Origin of the sequence: Acidovorax sp. ACV02, from assembly GCF_014851475.1 — a bacterium.
In the GTDB taxonomy this organism is placed as follows: domain Bacteria; phylum Pseudomonadota; class Gammaproteobacteria; order Burkholderiales; family Burkholderiaceae_C; genus Acidovorax; species Acidovorax delafieldii.
Genome location: NZ_JACUZU010000004.1, coordinates 1 through 25,105, shown reverse-complemented (window position 1 = coordinate 25,105; position 25,105 = coordinate 1). Strand labels below are relative to the sequence as shown.

The 25,105-nt window shown below is 63.8% G+C and carries 20 protein-coding genes and 1 pseudogene; 19 read left to right on the top strand and 2 right to left on the bottom strand.

Translation table 11 applies throughout. The features are described 5' to 3' along the window. The first annotated feature begins 79 nt into the window (after positions 1-79). Positions 80-529 (top strand): OsmC family protein, encoded by a 450-nt coding sequence (locus IB236_RS10635; protein WP_192420647.1) that lies wholly within the window; start codon positions 80-82, stop codon positions 527-529. Positions 530-623: 94 nt separating this feature from the next. Here the strand turns inward: IB236_RS10635 and coq7 are convergent, their stop codons facing one another. Beyond that, positions 624-1,241 (bottom strand): 2-polyprenyl-3-methyl-6-methoxy-1,4-benzoquinone monooxygenase, encoded by a 618-nt coding sequence (gene coq7, locus IB236_RS10630; RefSeq protein ID WP_056646690.1) that lies wholly within the window; start codon positions 1,239-1,241, stop codon positions 624-626. Between the two features lie 315 nt (positions 1,242-1,556). On the opposite strand from coq7, the gene IB236_RS10625 reads away from it, so the two are divergent. From IB236_RS10625 to IB236_RS10590, 8 genes are all read left to right on the top strand, one after another. After that, the gene (locus IB236_RS10625) at positions 1,557-2,603 is read left to right on the top strand and encodes a porin (RefSeq protein ID WP_192420645.1); all 1,047 of its coding nucleotides are present in this window, start codon (positions 1,557-1,559) and stop codon (positions 2,601-2,603) included. A gap of 509 nt (positions 2,604-3,112) precedes the next feature. Next, a complete protein-coding gene (locus tag IB236_RS10620; RefSeq protein WP_116748959.1) occupies positions 3,113-4,693 on the top strand; it encodes an ABC transporter substrate-binding protein in 1,581 nt (526 codons plus the stop codon). A 137-nt stretch (positions 4,694-4,830) separates the two neighbouring features. After that, positions 4,831-5,811: an ABC transporter permease gene (locus tag IB236_RS10615; RefSeq protein ID WP_015012584.1), complete on the top strand. Its 981-nt coding sequence runs from the start codon at positions 4,831-4,833 to the stop codon at positions 5,809-5,811. Continuing rightward, positions 5,811-7,028, top strand: a complete 1,218-nt coding sequence (locus IB236_RS10610) for a M20 aminoacylase family protein (RefSeq protein WP_192420643.1) — start codon at positions 5,811-5,813, stop codon at positions 7,026-7,028. Before IB236_RS10615 ends, IB236_RS10610 begins: the two co-directional genes overlap by 1 nt. Positions 7,029-7,125: 97 nt before the next feature. Then, entirely contained in the window at positions 7,126-8,709 is a 1,584-nt protein-coding gene (locus IB236_RS10605; protein WP_056059145.1) for an ABC transporter substrate-binding protein, read from the top strand. A 128-nt stretch (positions 8,710-8,837) separates the two neighbouring features. Continuing rightward, a complete protein-coding gene (locus tag IB236_RS10600) occupies positions 8,838-9,749 on the top strand; it encodes an ABC transporter permease (protein ID WP_056059141.1) in 912 nt (303 codons plus the stop codon). Between the two features lie 32 nt (positions 9,750-9,781). Next, positions 9,782-10,768, top strand: coding sequence for an ABC transporter ATP-binding protein (locus IB236_RS10595; protein WP_108498609.1), 987 nt, complete (start codon positions 9,782-9,784; stop codon positions 10,766-10,768). After that, positions 10,765-11,778, top strand: coding sequence for an ABC transporter ATP-binding protein (locus IB236_RS10590; protein ID WP_056059138.1), 1,014 nt, complete (start codon positions 10,765-10,767; stop codon positions 11,776-11,778). Before IB236_RS10595 ends, IB236_RS10590 begins: the two co-directional genes overlap by 4 nt. A gap of 153 nt (positions 11,779-11,931) precedes the next feature. Here IB236_RS10590 and IB236_RS10585 read toward each other — a convergent pair whose 3' ends face one another. Next, positions 11,932-12,852 (bottom strand): LysR family transcriptional regulator, encoded by a 921-nt coding sequence (locus IB236_RS10585; RefSeq protein WP_056059134.1) that lies wholly within the window; start codon positions 12,850-12,852, stop codon positions 11,932-11,934. A gap of 162 nt (positions 12,853-13,014) precedes the next feature. On the opposite strand from IB236_RS10585, the gene IB236_RS10580 reads away from it, so the two are divergent. The 10 genes and pseudogenes from IB236_RS10580 to IB236_RS10535 all read left to right on the top strand — a co-directional run. Next, complete coding sequence (locus IB236_RS10580) at positions 13,015-15,135, top strand: 3-hydroxyacyl-CoA dehydrogenase NAD-binding domain-containing protein (protein WP_192420641.1); 2,121 nt, start codon at positions 13,015-13,017, stop codon at positions 15,133-15,135. Between the two features lie 124 nt (positions 15,136-15,259). Then, complete coding sequence (locus IB236_RS10575) at positions 15,260-16,435, top strand: acetyl-CoA C-acyltransferase (RefSeq protein ID WP_192420639.1); 1,176 nt, start codon at positions 15,260-15,262, stop codon at positions 16,433-16,435. Between the two features lie 45 nt (positions 16,436-16,480). Continuing rightward, the gene (locus IB236_RS10570) at positions 16,481-17,677 is read left to right on the top strand and encodes an acyl-CoA dehydrogenase family protein (RefSeq protein WP_192420637.1); all 1,197 of its coding nucleotides are present in this window, start codon (positions 16,481-16,483) and stop codon (positions 17,675-17,677) included. Positions 17,678-17,687: 10 nt separating this feature from the next. Next, positions 17,688-18,821: an acyl-CoA dehydrogenase family protein gene (locus tag IB236_RS10565; protein ID WP_192420635.1), complete on the top strand. Its 1,134-nt coding sequence runs from the start codon at positions 17,688-17,690 to the stop codon at positions 18,819-18,821. Positions 18,822-18,825: 4 nt separating this feature from the next. After that, positions 18,826-19,662: an oxepin-CoA hydrolase, alternative type gene (locus IB236_RS10560; RefSeq protein WP_099732221.1), complete on the top strand. Its 837-nt coding sequence runs from the start codon at positions 18,826-18,828 to the stop codon at positions 19,660-19,662. Continuing rightward, positions 19,659-20,906, top strand: a complete 1,248-nt coding sequence (locus tag IB236_RS10555) for a CaiB/BaiF CoA-transferase family protein (protein WP_192420633.1) — start codon at positions 19,659-19,661, stop codon at positions 20,904-20,906. The genes IB236_RS10560 and IB236_RS10555 overlap by 4 nt, the downstream gene beginning before the upstream one ends. 78 nt (positions 20,907-20,984) lie before the next feature. Beyond that, positions 20,985-21,992 carry a tripartite tricarboxylate transporter substrate binding protein gene (locus IB236_RS10550; protein WP_192420631.1) on the top strand — a complete coding sequence of 336 codons (1,008 nt, stop codon included), beginning with the start codon at positions 20,985-20,987 and terminating at the stop codon, positions 21,990-21,992. Positions 21,993-22,337: 345 nt separating this feature from the next. Beyond that, the gene (locus tag IB236_RS10545) at positions 22,338-23,351 is read left to right on the top strand and encodes a tripartite tricarboxylate transporter substrate binding protein (RefSeq protein WP_192420629.1); all 1,014 of its coding nucleotides are present in this window, start codon (positions 22,338-22,340) and stop codon (positions 23,349-23,351) included. 8 nt (positions 23,352-23,359) lie between these two features. Next, complete coding sequence (locus tag IB236_RS10540; RefSeq protein ID WP_192420627.1) at positions 23,360-24,925, top strand: class I adenylate-forming enzyme family protein; 1,566 nt, start codon at positions 23,360-23,362, stop codon at positions 24,923-24,925. Positions 24,926-24,957: 32 nt separating this feature from the next. Further along, positions 24,958-25,105: pseudogene (locus IB236_RS10535) on the top strand (electron transfer flavoprotein subunit beta/FixA family protein); the annotation flags it as partial.

Sequence of the window (25,105 nt, the reverse complement as noted above, 5' to 3'; positions counted from 1 at the left end):
GCAGCAAAATTCGCATCGAATTCTTTTCGTTTCGGTTTTCCGTGCGAAAAAAACCACGTGTCACACAGGAGAAACACAAATGGAATGCACAGTCAGTTGGACCGGGGGGGCGGGAACCCGTTCTGGCATGGGTTTTGTGGCCGAAACCGGCAGCGGCCATGTTTTGACCATGGACGGTGCCCCCGATGCCGCCAACCCCGCCAACGGCGGCCGGAACTTGGCGCCCCGGCCCATGGAGACCGTGCTGGCGGGCACGGGCGGGTGCACCGCCTATGACGTGGTGCTGATCCTCAAGCGCGGCCGCCATGACGTGCGCGGCTGCAGCGTCAAGTTGACGACGGAACGTGCGCAGACCGACCCGAAGGTGTTCACCAAGATCCACATGCACTTCACCGTCACGGGCAAGGGCATTCCCCCGGCCGCCGTGGAGCGTGCGATTGCCATGAGCCATGACAAGTACTGCTCGGCCAGCATCATGCTGGGCAAGACAGCCGAAATCACCACCGGCTTCGAAGTGCTGGAGGCCTGAGGGGGCGGCGTGTAGTGATCTGGACTGCCAAGCTGAGCGGGTTGCGGCGCGTATGTTTTGGTGCGCCTGCTGCCTGCGTGAGCCAGCTTGGGGTTCAAAGATAGTGCGCCGTGGTGGTCATGACCTTGGCGGCGCCCTTCATGGCCAAGCGCACCGGGGCGGGCAATTCCAGCGCTCCGGCGGCGCGCGCCTGGTCTGCGTGCCGCTCCTCGTCCTGCTTCATCCGCGCGACCACGGCCCTTGACGCCTGGTCTTGCTCGGGAAGCCTGTCGAGGTGGCTTTGCAGATGCGCGGCCACCTGGGTTTCCGTCTCCACCACAAAACCCAGGTTGGCCCGGTCGCTGACCTTGGCAGCCACCAGCCCAAGCGCAAAAGCCCCTGCGAACCACAGAGGGTTGAGCAGGCTGGGGCGTGCGCCCAGTGCGTCCAGGCGCTGTTGTGTCCATGCCAAATGGTCGGTCTCTTCGCGCGCCGCTGCCTGCAGGTGGTCCCGCAGGGCGGGGTCACGGGTGACGGCCGCCTGCGCACTGTAGAGTGCCTGGGCGCACACTTCCCCCACATGGTTCACGCGCATCAGGGCTCCCGCCAGCTTTTTCTGCGCAGGATCCAGCGACGCCTCGGGCACACCGTGTGCCGGTGTCTGTTCGGAAGCGCGGGGTTGGGCAAACAGTGTGCGCAGCGCGTTGTCTGCGGCAGTCAAAAAAGCGTCCATGGAAAGCTCTCGAATGGCAATGGCGTTGAAACACAAATTGCACTTGGATACAAAAAACCGCAAGGCAAGGCACAGGAGTTGCATGCAGCAATTGTGATTTTGCCCGTGCGCACTGAAATGTTGCAACACTGCAACGAATTTCCCCTTTCGGGGCGATTGTGGGTGAATTCCTTTGCGAAACCCGGCCGGGTCTGGTGCAATAAGAGCAACTTCCCCACCAGGAGGTTGGCCCGGGAAACCGGCGGGACTGTGCAGGTGCTTTCACCATAGACCCCCCGTACCGGAGCCCGATGTTTAACCTTGGAGTAACTCGCAATGAAAAAATCCCTGATTGCCCTGGCTGTGCTGGCTGCTTCCGGCGCTGCAATGGCTCAATCTTCCGTGACCCTGTTCGGCGTGGTTGACGCAACCTACGCTTACGGTTCCGGCAGCGTCTCTAACAAGTCGCAACTGACGAACTCCGGCTACAACAGCAGCCGTCTGGGTTTCCGCGGCGTTGAAGACCTGGGTGGCGGCATGTCCGCTTCGTTCTGGCTCGAAGCTGGTCTGAACAACGACAACGGCACCGGCGGCGTTACCAACACCAACAACCAAGCAGCTACCAGCACTGGCGGCGGCCTGACTTTCAACCGTCGCTCGACGGTTAGCCTGAACGGCGGCTTCGGTGAAGTGCGTCTGGGCCGTGACTACACCCCCCAATTCTGGAACCTGACCGTGTTCGATCCGTTCGGCACGAACGGCGTGGGCACCACCCAAACCCTGAACTCCAGCCTGGGCGGCCCTACCACCATCCGCGCGTCGAACTCCATCGGCTACTTCCTGCCTGGCAACCTGGGTGGTTTCTACGGCCAAGCCCAGTACTACATGGGTGAGAACAACAGCAACGCTGCCAACAAGAAGGACGGCAACGGCCTGGCACTGCGCGCTGGTTACGCTAACGGCCCCATCAACGCCGCTATCGCTTTCTCTGAAACCAAGTTCCTGACCGGCAACATCAAGGCCGTGAACCTGGGCGGTCAATACGATCTGGGCGTGGCCAAGATCATGGCTCACTACAACCAAGACAAGATCAGCGGCGGCAACGACGGCAAGGGCTTCCTGATCGGTGGTCTGGTGCCCGTGGGCGCTGGCGAAGTTCGTCTGTCCTACTCCACCTACAAGATCGACACCGTTGGTGCTGATCCCCGTACGAACAAGCTGGCTCTGGGCTACGTGCACAACCTGTCGAAGCGCACGGCTCTGTACGCAACGTACGCTCACGTGAACAACAAGAACGGCGCTGCTCAAGCTCTGAACGGTGCTGTGACTGGCGTGAACGACAACTCCAACGGCTACGATTTCGGTATCCGCCACAGCTTCTAATATCGTCAGCTGGCTTTGGCCAGTTGTTGATATACAAGCTCAAAAGCCGCCCTCGGGCGGCTTTTTTCATTTCTCGGGTTGCTTGTTTGTTTTGTCCCTGAGAGAGCCTTTGTCGGTGTGTTTGGGTTGATTCCAATTGACTCCCTGGTTGGTGTTCCAAGGAGGAACGCTCATGCGGAGCTTTGGCTGTGTTTTGCGGCCGATTGCCTCCATGCGCCCGGTGTTCCCGTAGCGACTAGGGGCTCAAGAACCGCGGTTAGGAGGCCCAACGTCGGTACATCGGCCCAAAATTTATTGAAAAGGTGCCGAGGCGATATCGCCCTCGTGAGCAACCGCATGAGTGCCAATGGGTACTCGCGAAAGCAAAGTTTTAGCTGGCACCAACCTTGCATGACGAAAGCGTTGCCAGAGCAGTTATAGGCCCTTCATGGCATCGGGGATTCAGGGATTTCCCGTTGGCTATAGAGCAACCTTTACTGCATAGTAAAACTTTTAATGAAGAGGGTTCCATGAAACTCAACCACAGTCTTTTGTCGGTGGCTGCTGCTGCCGCGCTGCTGTTTGCGCCGTCATTGCAGGCCAAGCCCTTCAAATGGGCCAGTCAGGGGGAAATCGCGACCTGGGACATTCACTCCCAAAACAATGCACTGCAAAACGGTCTTCATGCCAACGTGTATGAAAGCCTGGTGTACTACAACAGCAAGACGTTCGATGTGGAGCCCGTGCTGGCGACGGCCTGGAAGGAGATCAGCCCCACGCAGGTGCGCTTCACGCTGCGTCAGGGCGTGAAGTTCCATGATGGTTCGCCGCTGACCACCGACGATGCGGTGTACTCCATCCAGCGGGCCATGGCCAAAACGTCCAACTTCACCCCATACGTACAGGGCATCAGCAAAGTGGTGAAGGTGGATGCGCAGAACTTTGACGTCATTCTGTCCTCGCCCAATCCGGTTCTGCTGCGTCAGATGACCGAGTTGCGCATCATGAGCAAGGCTTGGGCGGAAAAGAACAAGTCGGTAGAGCCCAAAGACATCAAGGGCACCGACGAAAACTTTGCCCACCGCAACGCCATGGGCACAGGCCCTTACACCCTGGAGTCGTGGCAGCCTGATGTGAAGATGGTGTTCAAGCGCAACCCCAACTGGTGGGGCAAGATGGACGGCAATGTGACCGAGATCGTCTACACACCCATCAAGTCCGCAGCCACACGCATTGCTGCGCTGTTGTCGGGTGAAGTGGATCTGGTGCTCGACCCGTCTCCTCAGGATCTGGGTCGCTTGCGCGCCAGCCCTGACTTGAAGGTGATTGATGGCGTGGAGAACCGCACAATTTTCCTCGGCATGGACCAGTTCCGGGAAGAGCTGCCGGGCTCGAACATCAAGGGCAAGAACCCGCTCAAGGATGTGCGGGTGCGCAAGGCGCTCTACCAGGCGATTGATGCAGAAACCATCTCGCGCAACATCATGCGCGGTCTGGGCAAGCCCACGGGCACCATCGTTGCGCCGCAAGTGGCTGGCTACACAGAGGCTGTTGGCAAGCGTTTCCCATACAGCGTTGATGCATCCAAGAAGCTGCTGGCCGAGGCGGGTTACCCCGATGGCTTTGAAGTGGATTTCGCCTGCCCCAATAACCGCTACATCAACGACGAAGCCATCTGCCAGGCCGTGACGGCCATGTGGGCGCGCGTGGGGGTGAAAGCCAAGCTGCGCACGCTGCCGCTGGTCAACTACTTCCCGATGATCCAGCGCTACGAAGCCAGCATCTACATGCTGGGCTGGGGGGTGCCGACATTCGACGCGCTGTACAGCCTGCAATCGCTGGTGCGCACCGTGGGCCAAGGTGGTGATGGCAACTACAACGTGGGTCGCTACAGCAACCAGCGCATGGACTACTTGGTGGACCGCATCAAGGCCGAAACCGATGCGCCCGTTCGCGCTCGCATGCTGACCGAGGCGCTGCAACTGTCCAACGACACCGTGTCCCATATTCCTCTGCATGACCAGGTGATCCCATGGGCCATGAAGAAGAACATCGAACTGGTGCACCGTGCTGATAACCGTGTGGACATGCGCACGGTCAAGGTGAACTGATTTATTCTTGACGCACTGAAAGCAAGGGCCGTGCGGCCCTTGCTTTCTTTGGTATATCTGACGATGTATTGACCCGCAGTGCCCCAGTCACCAAAAGTGGCGGCGGCACTTCCATCGAACACTCACTCGACTCTCTGATGCTTGCCTTTATTTTGCGCCGCCTGATACAGGCTGTGATTGTCATGGTCACGGTGGCCTTCATCTCCTTCATGCTGTTCCAGTACGTGGGAGACCCCGTGGTGTTCCTGCTGGGCCAGGACGCCACCCCCGAGCAGATCCGCGAGTTGCGCAGCGCCCTCGGCTTGGACAAATCCTTCTTTGTGCAGTTCTGGCACTTTCTGGTGAATGCAGCGCAGGGTGAGTTTGGACTGAGCCTGCGCCAGGGGGCCAAGGTGTCGCGCCTGATTGCCGAGCGCTTCCCGGCCACTCTCGAGTTAGCGCTGGTTGCAGCCCTCCTCGCGCTGGTCATTGGTGTACCGATGGGCGTGTATGCCGCCCTCAAGCGCGGCACCTTCACCAGCCAGCTGTTCATGACACTGTCCCTGCTGGGAGTGTCCCTGCCCACCTTCCTGATCGGCATCTTGTTGATTTTGGTGTTTGCCGTACACCTGGGCTGGTTCCCCAGCTTTGGTCGGGGTGAGGTCGTGCAGCTGGGCTGGTGGAGCACCGGCTTGCTCAAGGCCAAGGGCTGGCACCATATCACCCTGCCTGCGATCACGCTGGCCATCTTCCAGCTCACGCTGATCATGCGGCTGGTGCGGGCCGAAATGTTGGAGGTGCTGCGCACCGACTACATCAAGTTCGCCCGGGCTCGTGGCCTGTCCAATCGGGCCATCCATTTTGGCCACGCCCTCAAGAACACTCTCGTGCCCGTGCTGACCATCACAGGTCTGCAACTGGGTGGCCTGATCGCCTTTGCCATCATTACCGAGACGGTGTTCCAGTGGCCAGGCATGGGCCTGCTGTTCATCCAGGCTGTGACCTTCGCTGACATTCCCGTGATGGCCGCTTACCTGTGCCTGATTGCGTTGATCTTTGTGGTGATCAACCTGGTGGTGGACCTGCTGTACTTCGCGGTCGATCCTCGACTGCGCGTTGGCAAGGCAGGAGGCCACTGATGCAAGGCCCCCGTTTGAAAGCTGGTGGCCGCGCCTTCGCTCACATCGCGCAGTACCACCCTGAGTTGACGGCACTGCGGCGTGACCTGCATGCCCATCCGGAGCTGGGTTTCGAAGAGATCTACACCAGCAAACGCGTCAGGGAAGCGCTGAAGCTCTGCGGTGTGGATGAGATCCACGAAGGCATCGGGCGCACGGGTGTGGTGGGCGTCATTCGTGGGCGCAGCAGCGCCAGCGGTAGCATGGTGGGCTTGCGCGCCGACATGGATGCCCTGCCGCTGACCGAGCACAACGACTTCGCCTGGAAGTCCTGCAAGCAGGGCCTCATGCACGGCTGCGGCCATGACGGCCACACCGCCATGCTGATTGGCGCTGCGCGCTACCTGGCCGAAACCCGCAACTTCGATGGCACCGCCGTGCTGGTGTTCCAGCCGGGCGAAGAAGGCTTTGCCGGTGCCCGCGTGATGATGGAAGACGGGTTGTTTGACCGCTTCCCCGTGCAGTCCATCTTTGCCATGCACAACTGGCCCGCAATGAAACCCGGCACCGTGGGGATCAATGCCGGTCCGATGATGGCAGCCGCCGACCGCTTCACGGTCGAGATCACTGGGCGTGGCGGCCACGGCGCGCACGCCTACCAGACGGTGGACGTTGTGCTGGTCGCGGCCCACATCATCACCGCTGCGCAGAGCATCGTTTCGCGCAATGTGCGGCCCATCGACAGTGCGGTGGTCAGCCTGTGCGCGATGCAGGCAGGCGACCTGGGTGCCTTCAGCGTGCTGCCCGGCACGGCCACGCTAGTGGGCACCGTGCGCACCTTCGACCCGCTGGTGCAGGAGATGGTGGAAAAGCGCCTCAAGGAGTTGTGCAGCGCCATTGCGCTCGGCTTCGGTGCCACGGCCACTGTGCACTACGAACGCATCTACCCCGCCACCATCAACAGCGAAAGCGAAGCCATCTTTGCGGGCGATGTGGCCGAGTCGCTGCTGGGGGCCGACCACGTGGTGCGCGACCTGGAGCCCAGCATGGGCGCTGAAGACTTCTCTTTCATGCTGCAGAACAAGCCGGGGGCCTATCTGCGCATTGGCCAGGGCACAGGATCGAGCGGCAGCGCCTTGCACAACAGTCGGTATGACTTTAACGATGACATCCTGCCGCTGGGCGCTGCGCTGCACGCCAGCCTGATCGAGCAGGCCATGCCGCTGCCCGCGCTCTGATCAGGCGCGGGCGTCTGACTTCTACACGCACACACCGCTCACCCACCGGAAGTCTTCGTACCCTTCCATCCCACCCTTTCACTACCAGGAGATTTCCATGAAATTCCAGAAAAAAGTCGCTGTGACCGCTCTCTTCGCTGCGCTGGCTGCGACGAGTTTGGTAGCTCAGGCACAGACCGTTCGCATCGCCAACCAGGGCGATGCCCTGTCGATGGACCCGCACTCACTCAACGAGTCGCTGCAGCTGAGCGTGACCAGCAACGTTTACGAACCGCTGGTGGGCCGCAACAAGGACCTGAGCCTTGCGCCCGCATTGGCTACCAGCTGGAAGCAGATTGCCCCCACCGTGTGGCGCTTCGAACTGCGCAAGGGTGTGCAATTCCACGACGGCACGCCTTTCACAGCCGACGATGTTGTGTTCAGCTTCGCCCGCATGAAGGGCGATGGCTCTGACATGAAGGCCACCAACAGCGACATCAAGCAGGTGCGCAAGATCGACGACCACACGGTCGAGATCGACACCATGGCTCCCCAGCCCATCCTGCCAGACGTGATCACCACGTCCTACATCATGAGCAAGAAGTGGTGCGAGACCAATCAGGCCACAACCCCGGTAGACCGCCGCAAGGGCATCGAGAACGCGGCGTCGTTCCGCGCCAATGGCACCGGCCCCTTCCGCCTGCGTGAGCGCCAGCCCAATGTGCGCACGGTGTTCGTGCGCAATGGCGCCTACTGGGACAAGATCGAAGGCAACGCCACCGAAGTTGTGTTCACGCCCATCGGTAACGATGCCACGCGCGTGGCGGCCCTGCTGTCGGGCGAAGTGGACGTGATGGAGCCTGTGCCCGTGCAGGACATCGAGCGTATCAACGGCAGCGCCAATGCCCGCGCCATCACTGGCCCTGAGCTGCGCACCATCTTCCTGGGCATGGACCAGAAGCGCGACGAGCTGCTGTACTCCAACGTCAAGGGCAAGAACCCCTTCAAGGACAAGCGCGTGCGCCAGGCCTTCTACCAGGCCATCGACATCGAAGGCATCAAGAAGACTGTGATGCGAGGCGCCTCCAACCCCTCCGCGCTGATGGTGGGCCCCGGCATCAACGGCTTCCAGCCGGATGTCAAGCGCCTGCCCTATGACGTCGAAGCCGCCAAGAAGCTGATGGTTGAAGCCGGTTACCCCAACGGCTTTGAAGTCACCATGAACTGTCCCAACGATCGCTACGTGAACGACGGCCGCATCTGCCAGACGGTGGCTGCCAACCTGTCGCGCATCAACGTCAAGATCAACCTCGCGGCCGAGACCAAGGGTACGTACTTCCCCAAGGTGCTGCGCCGTGACACGAGCTTCTACATGCTGGGTTGGACCCCCACCACCTACGACTCGCACAACGCCCTGAATGCGCTGATGATCTGCCCCGACGACAAGACCGGAGCGGGCCAGTTCAACCTGGGTGCGTATTGCAACCCCAAGCTGGACGAACTGACCAAGAAGATCCTGGTCGAGACCGACAAGCCCAAGCGCGATGCCATGATCAAGGAAGCCTTCGATGTGCACACCGCCGACGTGGGGCACCTGCCATTGCACCAGCAGGCGCTGGCCTGGGGTGTGAGCAAGAAGGTCAAGCTGGTGCAGATGGCCGACAACTACATGCCTTTCAAGTGGATCACCGTGAGCAAGTAATCCGGCTTGTTCCCGCCTGATCGATACGACGACTACAACAACGACAACGCCACCGGCTGATTCAAGCCCGCAACAACACCCGCAGCTACCCGTTGCGCGTGTTGTTGCCTGTTGATTGGTTTCCCACAATGAAAACTACCCTTGCCCGCTGGTTCGACAGCGACGTTGGCTACAGCTTCCGCACATCGCCGGTCGCCATGCTGGCCGCCGCCATTGCGCTGATTTGCCTGTTCTGTTCGGTGTTCGCCGGATGGGTGGCGCCCCACAACCCGTTCGACCTCACCACGCTGGAGCTGAGCGACGCGCGGCTGCCCCCGGCGTGGAGCGAAATGGGCTCCATGAAATACCCCCTGGGCACCGATGACCAGGGCCGTGACATCCTGTCCGCGCTGATCTACGGTGCGCGCATCTCCCTCGTGGTCGGCATTGCCTCGGTGCTGCTCTCCGTGGTGGTGGGTGTGGCCTTCGGCCTGCTGGCCGGTTTCCGGGGCGGCTGGGTGGATGCTGTGCTCATGCGCCTGTGCGATGTGATGCTCTCCTTTCCTGCCATCCTGGTCGCGCTGCTGATTGCCGGCGTGGGTCGTGCGCTGTTTCCCAATGCGCACGAGTCGCTGGCGTTCGGGGTGCTGATCCTCTCCATCTCCCTCACCGGCTGGGTGCAATATGCCCGCACGGTGCGCGGCTCCACACTGGTGGAGCGCAACAAGGAATACGTGCAGGCGGCCCGTGTGACGGGGGTCCCACCGCTGCGCATCATGCGCAAGCATGTGCTGCCCAACGTGATGGGGCCCGTGCTGGTGCTGGCCACCATCCAGGTGGCCACGGCCATCATCACCGAAGCCACGCTGTCCTTCCTGGGTGTGGGCGCTCCGCCCACTTCGCCCTCGCTGGGCACGCTGATCCGCATCGGCAACGACTACTTGTTCTCGGGCGAATGGTGGATCACCGTGTTTCCTGGCGCCATGCTGGTGCTGATTGCGCTGTCGGTCAACCTGCTGGGTGACTGGCTGCGCGATGCCCTGAACCCGCGCCTGCGTTGAGTCACAACAAGAACAAGAAAAGCGATATCTCCATGAGCCTTCTCGAAGTCAAAAACCTCGTTGTCGAATTCCCGGGCCGCCGCGGTACCCTGCGCGCCCTGGACGACATTTCCTTCTCCATTGCTCCCGGCGAGATCCTGGGCGTGGTGGGGGAGTCCGGCGCCGGCAAGTCACTCACCGGCGCGGCCATCATCGGCCTGCTGGAGCCGCCGGGCCGTGTGGCCTCGGGCCAGATCCTGCTGGAGGGCCAGCGCATCGACAACCTCAGCAATGAGGAAATGCGGCATATCCGTGGTCGCCGCATTGGCGCGATCTTTCAGGACCCTCTGACCTCGCTGAACCCGCTGTATACGGTGGGCCGACAGCTCACTGAAACCATCCTGGCGCACCTGCCGGTCAACGCCGCCGAGGCCCGCCAGCGCGCCATCCAGTTGCTCAAAGACACCGGCATCCCGGCAGCTGAAGAGCGCATTGACCACTATCCGCACCAGTTTTCCGGCGGAATGCGCCAGCGCGTGGTGATCGCCCTGGCCCTGGCTGCCGAGCCCAAACTCATCGTGGCCGACGAGCCCACCACGGCGCTGGATGTGTCCATCCAGGCGCAGATCATCACGCTGCTCAAGAACATCTGCAAATCACGCGGTGCGGCCGTGATGCTGATCACCCACGACATGGGCGTGATTGCCGAAACCTGTGATCGCGTGGCCGTGCTGTACGCCGGCCGCGTGGCCGAGATCGGTCCGGTGCACGATGTGATCAATCAGCCATCGCACCCTTACACCAGCGGCCTCATGGCCTCCATCCCCGACATGACGATGGACCGTGAACGTTTGAACCAGATCGATGGCGCCATGCCGCGCCTGAACGCCATTCCCCGTGGCTGCGCCTACAACCCCCGCTGCCCCAAGACCTTTGACCGCTGCATGACCGACCGCCCCGACCTGATGGATGCAGGCGCTACACGCGCTGCTTGCTGGCTGCACGCTGGTGCCGCGACCCAAGCCGAGGTGACCGCATGAGTGCCACCGCAACGAAAAGCAAGGCCCTGGTCCAGGCGCATGACCTGGCCAAGACCTTTGACGTCTCCGCTCCCTGGCTTAACCGTGTGATCGAACGCAAGCCCCGCACCCTGTTGCATGCGGTGGATGGCGTGAGCTTCGAGATCGAGAAGGGCAAGACGCTGGCCCTGGTGGGCGAGTCCGGCTGCGGCAAGAGCACCGTGGCCCGCCTGCTGGTGGGGTTGTACGAGCCCACCCGCGGCGGCCTCACCTTCGACAACCAGGACGCGCACGCCGCTTTCAAGGGCAACGATGCCAAGGCCATGCGCCGCCGCATTCAGATGATCTTCCAGGACCCGTACGCCAGCCTGAATCCGCGCTGGCTGGTGGAGGACATCATCGGAGAGCCACTGAAAGAACACGGCCTCATCACCGACAAGGAACAGCTCAAGACCCGCGTGGGCGAGTTGCTCAAGTCCGTGGGGCTGTCGCCGCTGGACATGGTCAAGTACCCGCACCAGTTCTCGGGCGGGCAGCGCCAGCGCATCTCGATTGCACGCGCCCTGGCCACCGAACCCGAGTTCCTGGTCTGCGACGAGCCCACCAGCGCGCTTGATGTGTCGGTGCAGGCCCAGGTCCTCAACATCATGAAGGACCTGCAGCGCGAACGGCAGCTCACCTACCTGTTCATCAGCCACAACCTGGCCGTGGTGCGCCACGTGAGCGACCAGGTCGGCGTGATGTACCTGGGCCGACTGGTGGAGTTGGCCGACAAACACACGCTGTTCGACACACCGCGTCACCCCTACACGCGCATGTTGCTCGATGCCATCCCCAAGATGCACGACACCGGCAAGGCGCGCACACCGGTACAGGGCGAGGTACCCAACCCGCTGAACCCGCCGCCCGGTTGTGCGTTCAACCCCCGCTGCCCGCATGTGAACGACCGCTGCCGCACCGAGCGCCCCCAGCTCCTGAGCATTGGCGGCATTCGCATTGCGTGCCATGCGGTGGAGGAAGGGCGGATCTGATGCCAGCCGCCACGCGGGTGTGCTGACGCGCGGCGGAGGGACTCATCCGGCATTGCTACTGTCGCAGTAGTGATTGCTATCAATAAAATAGCTGCTAGCGCAATGAATACCTGCGCTTGCGGCTATTTTTGCTTGTAAACGCGCAGAAGATGCTCATCCTGGCTCCGCAGTCACTCCTTGGCCGGCTGCGGGCAGGGCACGCCCCAGCAGGTAGTCAATGCAGGTGCGCACCGCCCGGGTCTGGTGGCGGTTCGGCATGTAGAGCATGAACATCTGGGTGCCAAAAATGCTCAGCCGCCAGTCGTTGAGCGTGGTCAGCACTTCGCCGCTGGTCACGGCGTCCTGCACCACGTAATCCGGTACCAGCCCTACGCCCAGCCCTGCCAGGATGCCCTGGCGCAGAAACGGAAAGTGCTCCGAAATGAGGGTGGGCTCCAGCATGGCCTCCTGGCGCTGGTCACCCCGGTACCCGCGCAGGCGCAGCTGCTTGCCTACCACCCCTGCGGTGATCACCGGCGCGGCCTGCAGAGCTTCGAAGTCCTGGGGCAGCCCATGCGTCTCGGCGTACTCGCGCGATGCGCAGGCGATGTAACGCACGCTGCCCAGGTCGCGCGCCACAAGCGTGGGCGGGGGCTCGGGCATCACGCGGATGGCGATGTCCACCTCATCACGGATCAGGTCATCCACCCGGTTTTCAAAGCGCACATCCAGCACGATGCCGGGGTACAGCCGCTTGAAGTCGATCAGCCAGTCCGACATCACCATCTGCCCGTAGCCACTGGGCACGCTCAGGCCCACGCGGCCCTGCAGGCCTTGGCCCAGCGTGGCAATCGTCTCGCGCGCGGCCAGCATTTCGTTCTGAATGGCGCGGCCATGGGCGTACAGGCGCAGGCCCACCTCGGTGGGCTCCACCCGGCGTGTGGTACGGCGCACCAGCTGCACACCCACCGATTTTTCCAACTGGTGCAAGTGGTAGCTCACATTCGCACGCGTCATCTTCAGGTTGCGCGCGGCCTGGCTCAGGTTGCCGGCATCAAGGATGTCGACCAGCACGGTGAGGGAGGTGAGTTCCATAGGCGGGATAGGTGGGGCGGCGCCTGAACGCTCGTTTGCCGCAGTTTGTCAAAAGAAGTTTGACAGTCTGTCAATGGGCTATGTAATTGTCAAGATTACTTCGCGCATCAACAATCCCCCGGTCATCAACAGGCACAGCCATTGACCAGGAGACTTCCCCGTATGCACGCCGCCGCTGCCGCATCTTCCGTTGTTACCACCGCGCTGCATGGCGATGTTCTGGTCGTCACCATCGACAACCCGCCCGTCAATGCCCTGGGCGCCGCCGTGCGCCAGGGCCTGTTGGTGGCCATGCAGCAGGCGCAGGCCGACGCCGCCGTGGTCGCCGTGTTGCTGGTGGGCGCGGGCAAGGCCTTCATTGCCGGGGCGGACATCCGCGAATTCGGCAAGCCACCGGTAGCACCCATCCTGCCCGAGGTCTGCCGCGCCATCGAAAACCTGAACAAGCCCGTGGTGGCCGTGCTGCACGGCGCAGCCCTGGGCGGCGGGCTGGAGGTGGCTTTGTCGGCCCACTACCGGCTGGCCCTGCCAGTCGCCACGCTGGGCCTGCCCGAGGTGAACCTGGGCCTGCTGCCCGGCTCGGGCGGCACCCAGCGCGCCCCGCGCCTCATGGGCGCGCAGGCTGCGACCACCCTCATGCTCAGCGGCCAGCCCCTCAAGGCCCAGGCCGCGCTGCAAGCCGGCCTGGTTGACAAGCTGGTGGAAGGCGCCGACCCGCTGGCCGCAGGCCTGGCCTACGTGCGCGAACTGCTGGCTGCCAACGCCCCCGTGCGCCGCACGCGTGACCTGGCCATTGCCGAGCCGCAGGCTGCGCTGGCCTGGCTGGACGCACAGAAGGCCGAGACAGCCAAAAAGTCGCGCGGCCTGTTCTCTCCCCTCAAGATCATCGAATGCGTGCAGGCCGCGTTGCAACTGCCGTTTGACGAAGGCATGGCCCGCGAGCGTGCGCTGTTCATGGAGTGCCTGGACAGCCCGCAGCGCGCCGGTCTCATCCACGCCTTTTTTGCCGAACGCGAGGTCGTCAAGGTGCCCGAAGCACAGGCCGCACAGCCGCGCCCCGTGGCCAGCATTGCCGTCATCGGCGGCGGCACCATGGGCGCGGGCATTGCAGTGGCAGCCCTCGATGCCGGCTTGCCGGTGACCATGATCGAGCGCGACGCCGAGTCCATCGCCCGTGGCCGCGCCAATGTCGAGAAGGTCTACAACGCCCTGGTGGCCAAGGGCCGCATGACTGAAGCTGCCCAGGCCGCCGTGATGGCGCGCTACACCGGTAGCACCAGCTATGCCGACATCGCCAATGTGGATCTGGTGATCGAGGCCGTGTTTGAAGACATCGAGGTCAAGAAGGCCGTGTTCCGCGAGCTGGACCGCGTGTGCAAGCCCGGCGCCGTGCTGGCCACCAACACCTCCTACCTCGACATCGACGCCATTGCCGCTGCCACCGGCCGCCCGCAGGATGTGATCGGCCTGCACTTCTTCAGCCCCGCCAACATCATGAAGCTGCTGGAGATCGTGGTGCCCGCCAAGGTGGCACCCGACGTGGTGGCCACGGCTTTTGAGCTGGCCCGCAAGCTGAAAAAGGTGCCTGTGCGCGCGGGCGTGTGCGACGGCTTTATCGGCAACCGCATCCTGGCCGTATACAAGCAGGCCGCTGACTACCTGCTGGAAGACGGCGCAAGCCCCTACGAGATCGACGCTGCCGTGCGCGGCTTTGGTTTTGCCATGGGCCCGTTCCAGGTGACAGACCTGGCCGGTGGCGACATTGGCTGGGCCACGCGCAAGCGCCGCGCTGCCACGCGCGACCCCAAGGCCCGGTACGTGGAGATTGCCGACCGCATCTGCGAACGCGGCTGGTTTGGTCAGAAGACCGGGCGCGGGTTCTATCTGTACCCCGACGGTGCCCGCACCGGCCAGCCCGACCCTGAGGTGCTCGCCATTGTCGATGCCGAGCGCGCCAAGAAAGGCGTCACGCCCCACCGCTTCAGCGCCGACGAGATCATGCGCCGCTACATGGCCGCCATGGTCAACGAAGGCGCCAAAGTGGTGGCCGAAGGCATTGCCCTGCGCCCGCTGGATGTGGACGTGACCTTTGTCGCGGGCTACGGCTTTCCGCGCCACCGGGGCGGCCCGATGAAGTGGGCCGACATGACGGGGCTGGACAAGGTGCTGGCCGATATCCGCGAGTTCGCCCAGGAAGACCCGCTGTTCTGGCAGCCCGCGCCGCTGCTGGAAAAGCTGGTAGCCGAGGGGCGCAATTTCGACAGCCTGAACAAGGCTGCATAGCGCAGAGTCTGCCTGACCTGCATTGCACGCGAAGCGTTTTCAGTCAGTCCCACCGTATTCGAGTCATATTGGCCTCTAGCGCTTTATGCATAAGCGCAAAAAGCTATCAAATCAGGAGCAAATCATGCGTGAAGCCGTCATCGTTTCCACCGCCCGCACCCCATTGACCAAGTCGCACCGGGGCGAATTCAATGCCACACCCGGCCCGCAGCTGGCGGCCTTTTCCGTCAAGGCAGCGGTCGAGCGCTCGGGCATTGACCCCGAGCTGATCGAAGACCTGGTGATGGGCTGCGGCTACCCCGAGGGCATCACCGGCAAGAACATTGGCCGCCAGACCGCGCTGCGCGCGGGCCTGCCCCTTTCGGTGGCGGGCATGGTGGCCAGCCGCTTTTGCGCGTCGGGCCTGCAGTCGGTAGCAATTGCGGCGGGCCGCATCGTGGCCGAAGGCGTGCCCGCCATGGTGGCGGGCGGGGTGGAGAGCATCTCTGCCATCCGCGCAGGTAACCCGGCAGACATCGACCCCTGGCTGCAAGAGCACAAGCCCGACCTTTACATGGCCATGATCGACACCGCCGACATCGTGGCCCACCGCTACGGCATCAGCCGCGAAGACCAGGACCTGTTTTCGCTGCAAAGCCAGCAACGCACCGCCGCCGCACAGCAGGCCGGCGTGTTTGCCGACGAGATCGTGCCCTGCACCACGCGCATGATGGAAAAGAACAAGGAGACCGGCGAGGTCACCTATCGTGAAGTGACGGCCACGCACGACAACTGCAACCGTGCCAACACCACGCTCGAAGGCTTGGCCAAGCTGGAGCCGGTGAAGGGCCCCGGCCAGTTCATCACCGCAGGCAATGCCTCGCAACTGTCCGACGGCTCCAGCGCGTGCGTGCTCATGGAAGCGAAAGAAGCCGAGCGCCGTGGCCTGCAGCCGCTGGGTGCCTTCCGTGGCTTTGCGGTGGCGGGCTGCGAGCCCGACGAAATGGGCATTGGCCCCGTGTTTGCCGTGCCCAAGCTGCTGGCACGCCACGGCCTCACGGTGCAGGACATTGACCTGTGGGAGATGAACGAGGCCTTTGCTTCGCAGGCCCTGTACTGCCAGCGCCGCCTGGGCATTCCGTCCGAGCGGCTGAACGTGAACGGCGGGGCCATCGCCATTGGCCACCCCTTCGGCATGACGGGCGCACGCCTGGTGGGCCACCTGCTGCTCGAAGGCCGCCGCCGCAAGGCCAAGTACGGCGTGGTGACGATGTGCATTGCCGGTGGCATGGGCGCCGCAGGCCTTTTTGAAATCTTCTGACCCCGCGCGACACCACCGAACTCTGAACACTGCAAGCGACCCGATATGGACCTGAATTTCACCCCCGAAGAAGAAGCCTTCCGCGCCGAGGTGCAGGCTTTCTTGAAAGCCAAGCTGCCCGAACGCATTGCCACCAAGGTCAAGGCCGGGCAGCGCCTGTCCAAGGCGGACCAGGACGAGTGGCACGCCATCCTGAACGAGCGCGGCTGGCTGGCCAACCACTGGCCCCAGGAATACGGCGGCCCCGGCTGGGGTGCGGTCGAGAAGTTCATTTTCGACACCGAATGCGCCCTGGCCGGTGGCCCGCGCATCGTGCCCTTTGGCGTGAACATGCTGGGCCCGGTGCTCATCAAGTTTGGCAACGAGGCGCAGAAAAAATACTGGCTGCCGCGCATCCTGAGCGGCGAGGACTGGTGGTGCCAGGGCTACTCCGAACCCGGCGCGGGCTCGGACCTGGCCTCCGTGAAGACCACGGCGGTGCGCCAGGGCGACCACTACATCGTCAACGGCCAGAAGACCTGGACCACCCAGGGCCAGCACGCCAACATGATCTTCTGCCTGGTGCGCACCGATCGCGAAGCCAAGGCCCAGTCGGGCATCAGCTTCTTGCTGGTGGACATGCAATCGCCCGGCGTGGAGCTGCGCTCCATCCGCACGCTCGATGGCGACAAGGAGGTCAACGAAGTGTTCTTCACCGACGTGAAGGTGCCGGTAGAAAACCTGGTGGGCGAGGAGAACAAGGGCTGGACCTACGCCAAGTACCTGCTGACCTATGAGCGCACGGGCATTGCAGGCGTGGGCTTTTGCATTGCCGCACTGGCCAAGCTCAAGGTGGTGGCCGCCAAGGTGATGAAGAACGGCCAGCCGCTGGACCAGGACCCGCTGTTTGCCGCCCGCATGGCCCAGGTCGAGATTGATCTGGAGAACATGAAGACCACCAACCTGCGCGTGATTGCCGCCGTGGCCGGTGGCGGCGTGCCCGGGGCTGAAAGCTCCATGCTCAAGATTCGCGGCACCGAGATCCGGCAGGAGATCCTCTCGCTCATCCGCCGTGCTGTGGGCCCGTACGCGCTGCCGTTCATCGAAGCAGCGCAGTACGAAAGCTATGCCGATGAGCCGGTGGGCCCGAAAGAGGCCGCGACGGCAGCTGCCAACTACTTCAACTACCGCAAGCTGTCGATCTTTGGCGGCTCCAATGAAATCCAGAAGAACATCATCTCCAAGATGATTCTCGGCCTGTGAGGTTGCCGCGATGAACTTTGAACATACCGAAGACCGCCGCATGCTGGCGGACACCCTGAACCGTTTTGTGGCCGAGCAGTACGGGATCGAGACGCGCAACCATATTGCCTACGGCGACAACGGCATGGACCCGGCGCTGTGGGCCCGCTTTGCCGAGCTGGGCGCGATTGGCGCACTCTTCCCAGAAGCCGATGGCGGCTTCGGCGGCGCGGGCTTTGACGTGGCCGTGGTGTTTGAAGCCCTGGGCGGTGGCCTGGTGGTGGAACCGTTTGTGGCCGCTCTGGTGGTGGGCCGTGCGCTGGGCCTGGCGGGCAGTGCGGCGCAAAAGGAACACCTCGCCAGCATCATCGACGGCAGCACGGTGGCCACGCTGGCGCATGAGGAGCCCGGCGCGCACTATGCATTGAACCGTGTGACCATCCGCGCTGTGCGCCATGGCGACGGCTGGTTGCTCACCGGCCACAAGGCCGTGGTGCTGCATGGCGACCAGGCGCAGCTGCTGCTGGTCAGTGCCCGCACCTCGGGCGCTGTGGACGATGAAAACGGCATCTCGCTGTTCCTGGTGCACGCTGATGCGGCAGGCTTGAGCCGCCGTGGTATGGGCCGCATAGACGGTGGCCGCGTGGCCGAAGTCACGTTGCAAAACGTGCAAGTCGGCGCCGGCGCGCTGGTGGGCTCGGAAGGCCAAGGTTTTGCCACGCTAGAGCACGCCGTGGGCTGGGGCATTCTGGCCGTGTGTGCCGAGGCGCTGGGCGCCATGGACGTGGCCAAGAAACACACGCTGGAATATCTGCAGACCCGCAAGCAGTTTGGCGTGCCGATCGGCAGCTTCCAGGCACTGCAACACCGCATGGCCGACCTGCTGCTCGAAGTGGAGCAGGCGCGTTCGGCGGTCATCAACGCAGCCGCTGCCATGGAGAGTACCGACCGCGTCGAGCGCGAGCGTGCGCTGTCCGCCGCCAAGGTCACGATGGGCCGCATTGGCGCGCTAGTGGCGGAGGAAAGTATTCAGCTGCACGGCGGCATTGGCATGACGTGGGAGCTGCCCCTGTCCCACTACGCCAAGCGCCTCGTCATGGTGGACCACCAGTTTGGCGATGAAGACCACCACCTGGCGCGCTTTATCGCGCTTGGCCGGAGCTGAAGCCATGGAGCAGCCACAGCCTCTGCTGCAACGCCGCGAGGGCGCGGTGCTCGTGCTCTCCAACAACAACCCCGCTGCGCGCAATGCGCTGTCGCCCGCGTTTTACGCGGCGCTGACCGAGGCCTTGGCGCAGGCCGAGGCTGACCCCACCGTGGGTGCCATCGTGCTCACGGGCGAAGGCGGGCACTTTTGTGCGGGCGGTGACTTGCGCCAATTGGCCAAGCGACGTGAGCTGCCCATTGAAGAGCGCCGCGCCAAGCTCGAAGGCCTGCACGACCTGATCCGCACCGTGCGCGATTGCCGCAAGCCGGTGATTGCAGCGGTGGAGGGCGCAGCGGCCGGTGCGGGCCTGTCGCTGGCGCTTGCCTGTGACATGCTGGTGGCTGCGCGCAATGCCGTGTTCTCGGTGGCCTATGTGAAAGTGGGCCTCACGCCCGACGGCGGCGCCACGGCTTTCCTGGCCGAGTTCGTGTCGCGCCAGGTTCTGACCGAGCTGTGCCTCACCGGCGAACGCATCTCTGGCGAGCGACTGCATGCGCTGGGCCCGGTCAACCGACTGGCCGAACCGGGTGAGGCGCTGACGCAGGCATTGGCATTGGCCGCGCAGGTAGCCACCGGGCCGGACCTGGCCATGGGCCGCATCAAGGCGCTGTGCCGCAGTGCCTACGTCCAGCCACTGGACGACCAGCTGGAGTTGGAAGCACAGCTCATGGTGCAGTCGCAAGCCACCGAAGAATCCCGCGAAGGCATCGGTGCGTTTCTGGAAAAACGCCCGGCCGATTTCGCCCGCCTGCGCCAGGTCAATACCGCTGGCGCGGGTACACAAGACACTACGCAATGACCTCCACCACCCCCACACCCCCATTGCCCGAGGGCATGGACTTCCCGCTCGAAGGCGTGCGCGTGCTCGACCTCTCGCGTGTGTTTGCGGGCCCGCTGTGCGGCCAGGTACTGGCCGACTTTGGTGCCGACGTCATCAAGGTGGAACACCCCGGCCGGGGTGACGACACCCGCGACTGGGGCATGCGCATCGGCAAGACCGAGACCACCTATTACAACAGCATGAACCGCAACAAGCGGTCCATCACGGTGGATTTGCAGACGCCCGAAGGCGTGAGGATCATCCGCGACCTGCTGCCGCAGTGCGACGTGGTAGTCCAGAACTTCAAGACCGGCGGCGCCGAGAAGCTGGGCCTGGGCTACGAGCAGCTCAAGGCCATCAAGCCCGACCTCATCTACTGCTCGGTGGCGGGCTACGACAGCTCCGGCCCCGAGGCCAAGCGCCCCGGTTATGACCTGGTGATCCAGGGCGAGGCGGGTCTGATGGCCATCAACGGTGAGGCCAGCCAGCCCCCGCTGAAGTTCGGCGTGGCCGCGGTGGACATGATGACCGGCATGTATGCGGCGCAGGCCGTGCTGGCCGCGCTGTTCCGGCGGGAGCGCACGGGCAAGGGCCGCCACATCGAGATGGCGCTGTACGACTGTGGTCTGATGATCACCGGCTACTACGGCCTGGACGCCATGCTGCTGGGCCATGACCCTCAGCGCTACGGCAACGCCCACCCGTCCATCGTGCCCTATGGCATGTTCGAGGCACAGGACGGTCCGCTCATCATCGCCGTGGGCAACAACAGCCAGTTCGACAAGTTCTGCCGTCAGGTGGTGATGCGCCCGGACATCGTGGAAGACCCCCGTTTTGCCACCAATGTCGAGCGTGCCCGCAATCGACTGACCCTGCTGCCCGAGATGAAGGCGTTGATTGCCAGCTTCCCGCGTGATGTGCTGCTCGAACGCCTGACCGCTGCTGGCATCCCTTGCGGCCGCGTGGCCGGCCTGCATGAGGCGCTGACCAGCGAGCGTACGCGGCGTGGCGGCCTGCTGCAGGAAATGCCCCACCCCGTGGCGGGCACCACGCATGTGTTTGCGCCACCTTACCGGCTGGACGGCCAGCGCCTGCCCATCCGCAACGCACCGCCCACCCTGGGCGACGCCACGCGCGATGTGCTGCAGCAGCTGCTGCAACTGCCCGAGGCCGAGCTTCAGGCCCTGCGCGACAAGGGTGTGCTCACACTTCCCCCGCTTTAATAGCTATAAAAACGATAGCGGAATGCGCTTGCAGAAAAAGCGCTATCGACCTTTTCCTATTGCCATCCGGAGACAAACATGAACTTCTTCCGTATTCCCCGCCGCAGGGTCCTGCAGGGCCTGGCCGCCCTCATCAGCACCGGCCTGCTGGGCTCGGCCCTGGCCCAGGCGGGCAAGGATGCCTGGCCTGCCAAGCCTATCAAGCTGATCGTGCCGTACCCGGCCGGTGGCGCCACCGACATCACCGCCCGCGCGCTGGGCGAGAAGCTCTCGGCCCGTCTGGGCCAGCCTGTGCTGGTGGACAACCGCGGCGGAGCCGGCGGGGTGACCGGCACCGACCAGGCGCTCAAGTCGCCAGCCGACGGCTACACCCTGCTGGTGTCCCTGGGCACCACCATGCTCATCAACCAGTTCCTGTACGACCGCCTGCCGTACCAGCCGCAAAAGGACCAGGCCCTCATCACGCAGATCGCGCTGGCGCCGGTGGTGCTGCTGGTCAACCCGCAGCTGCCGGTCAACAACGCAGCGGAGCTGATGGCCTACATCGACCGCAACAAGGGCAAGATCGCCTACGGCTCATGGGGCATGGGTTCGTACGCCCACCTGGCGGGTGCATGGCTGTCCGACAAGCACAAGGCCGACATGAACCATGTGGCCTACAAGGGCGAGGCCCCCATGCTGCAGGACCTCGTGGGCGGGCAGTTCCAGATGGCGTTTGCCAGCCTGCAGTCGGCCCGGCCCTACATCGAATCGGGCCGCCTCAAGCCACTGGCCGTGACCGGCGCGCAGCGCATGGACGCGCTGCCCAAAGTGGCCACCATGGCCGAGCAGGGTATCAAGGACGAGGTCTTCCAGGTGACGGGCTGGGTGGGCATGAGCGCCTCCGCCAAGACGCCCCCTGAAGTGGTGGCCCGCCTGGGCACCGAGCTGCAGGCCATCATCGCGTTGCCCGAAGTGCGCGAACGCATTCAGCAGATGGGCTTCATCCCGGTGGGCAGCAGCCCCGAGCAGTTCAACGCCCAGTTCAAGAAGGACGCGCCTGTATGGGAGCGGGTCGTGAAAGTATCTGGCGCAAAGCTTGATTGAGGCGACGTTGAATAAGTCCTCGCGATGCGGCGGGCCCTGGATCGGGATGGGCTGCAAGGCGCAAAACGCAGCCATAGCCATCGCTATGGCGAGTATTTGCAACGCCGCAGACCGTCTTGAGCCAGGGATGCGCCGCGCGGGAGGACTTGTTCAGCGTTGCCTTAACCCCCTGAGCCGCTGCGCGGCTTCCCCCCGCTCTCGCATGGCTGCGCCATGCGGGCAGGGGGACGCAGCCAGCGCGGCGGGGCGGCCCTTGCGCGGCTGCTCTCGCTTCGGCCTCGCCAGTTTCGGATGGCGTGGGCCTACGCAGCGCTAAGGACCACTGAAAGACAAGACGTTTTCGCCATGAAAAAACCATCCCTTTTCCCCGCTGCGTTTTCGCGTCGCGTCGTTCTCTCCGCAGCTGCGGCTGTAGCGGCCATGGGCCTGCTGGGCACGGCCCTGGCACACGCCCAGGCCTGGCCTAACAAGATGATCAAGCTCGTGGTGCCCTTCCCGGCTGGTGGGCCCACCGATACGGCCTCGCGCATCGTCGGCCAGAAGCTGGCTGAGCGGCTGAAGCAGCCCGTGGTGGTGGAGAACCGCGCGGGCGCTTCGGGCTCGATTGCCGCGCAGCAGATCGCCAAGACCCCTGGTGACGGCTACACGCTCATGATGCTGGCTACGCCCACGCTGTTGGCTCCGCACCTTTACAAAAAGGCGGGCTACGACACCACCAAGGATTTCGTATCGGTGGCCACGGTGTATGACCTGCCCATCGTGGTGGTGGTCAACCCGGCGCAGATGCCCACCGTGACCGATCTGCAAAAGCTCATCACCCACGCCAAGGCGCGGCCGGGGCAGCTCAACTACACCTCCTCGGGCGTGGGCAGCTTTGGCCACCTGAGCATGGAGCTGCTCAAGCAGCTGGGTCAATTCGAGATGGAGCATGTGCCTTACAAGGGCGGTGTGCCCGCCATCACCGACACGCTGGGCGGCCAGGTGCCCATGATGTATGCCGACCTCGTGGCAGCGCTGCCCCATATTCAGACGGGCAAGCTGCGCGCCATTGCCGTGGGCTCGCCGCAGCGCGTGGGCGTAATCCCCAACGTGCCCACCATTGCCGAGCAGGGCTTCAAGGGCTTTGATGCCGTGTCGTGGGGCGGCCTGATGGCCCCTCTCGGTACGCCCAAGGATGTGGTTGATCGCATCAGCACCGAAGTCAAAGCCATCCTGGCCGACAAGGAAGTGCAGGACAAGCTGCTCAGCGCCGGCGCCATCGCCAACTACCAGGGCCCGGACCAGATGGCCAAGCGCGTGCGTGGCGATTACGCCAAGTGGGGCCAGGTGATCCGCGACAAGGGCATCGTCTTCGAGTAAGTTGGGCCATGACCAACGCAACTGCCTCTGCCCTCTTGCCCCCATTCCGCCGGGTCTCCGATCTGCTGCGTGACAACGCGCGGCAGCGCCCGCAGGCCAGCGCCCTGGCCGATGACGACTCCGCGTTGAAATGGGCCGCACTCGATGCCCTGGTGGACCGCGTGGCCGCATCGTTGCAGCAGGCGGGCCTGCACTCGGGCGATGTGGTTGCCGTGTGCGCCGCGTCGTCGGTGCGTTATGCCGCCGTGTACCTGGGCGCCCTGCGTGCGGGTGTGGTAGTGGCACCGCTGGCACCCTCCGTCACTGCCGAGGCCATGGCGTCCATGCTGGGCGATGCCCAGGCGCGCCTGCTGTTTGCCGATGCGCAGGGTAGGGCGGCGGTGCCGCCTGCAGTGATGAAAGGCGCCGGTGTGCTGCCCCTGGTGGCGCTGGACGATACCGGCGCGGGCACGCCGTGGAGCGCATGGCTCGCTCCCGAAGGCGCCGCACCGCAGCCGGTGGACGTGGGGCCCGAGCACCCGTTCAACATCATTTATTCCTCCGGCACCACCGGCAACCCCAAGGGCATCGTGCAATCGCACGGCATGCGCTGGGCGCATCTGGTGCGCGGCCTGGCGCAGGGCTACGGCCCGGACAGTGTCACGCTGCTGGCAACGCCGCTGTATTCCAACACCACGCTGGTGTCGTTCTTCCCCGGCCTGTGTTGGGGCGGCAGCGTGCGGCTGATGCCAAAATTCGATGCGTTGCGCTACTTACAGACCGCGCAGCAGATCCGCGCCACGCATTCCATGCTGGTGCCGGTGCAGTACCAGCGCATCATGGCGCTGCCGCAGTTCGGTGAGTTTGACCTGTCGTCCTTTCGCGCCAAGTTCTGCACCAGCGCGCCGTTTCGCGCCGAGCTCAAGGCCGACATCCTGGCGCGCTGGCCGGGCGCGCTGTACGAGTTTTACGGCATGACAGAAGGCGGCGGCACCTGCATCCTGGCGGCGCAAGAGCACCCCGACAAGCTGCACACCGTGGGCCAGCCCGCATCTACCAGCGACATCCGCCTGATCGACGAAGAGGGCCATGAGTTGCCGCCCGGTGCCACCGGCGAGGTGGTGGGCCACTCGCCCGGCATGATGACCGGCTACCACCGGCAGCCCGACAAGACGCGGGAGGCCGAGTGGTTTGATGCCACCGGCAAGCGCTTCATCCGCACAGGCGACGTGGGCCGGTTTGACGCGCAGGGCTTTCTGACCCTGCTGGACCGCCGCAAGGACATGGTCATCAGCGGCGGCTTCAATATCTACCCCAGCGACCTCGAAGCCGAGCTGCGCAAGCACCCCGCCGTGGAGGACGTGGCCGTGACCGGCGTACCCTCCGAACAGTGGGGCGAGACGCCGGTGGCCTTTGTGTGCCGCCGGCCGGGTGCCACCGAAGACGCCACCCAGATCATGGGCTGGTACAACGCCCGGGCGGGCAAGACGCAGCGGCTGGCTGCGTTGCATTTCATCGACGAGCTGCCGCGCAGCGCGATTGGCAAGGTGCTCAAGCGCGAGCTGCGCGACCTGCACCGCGCGCTGTCGCACTGATCGATTTCCTGTTTTTTCAGAAAGACCCAACCATGAAAATCCTCGTCCCCGTGAAGCGCGTGGTGGACTACAACGTGAAGGTCCGCGTGAAGTCGGACAACACGGGTGTGGACATCGCCAACGTGAAGATGAGCATGAACCCCTTTGACGAAATCGCCGTTGAAGAGGCCGTGCGCCTGA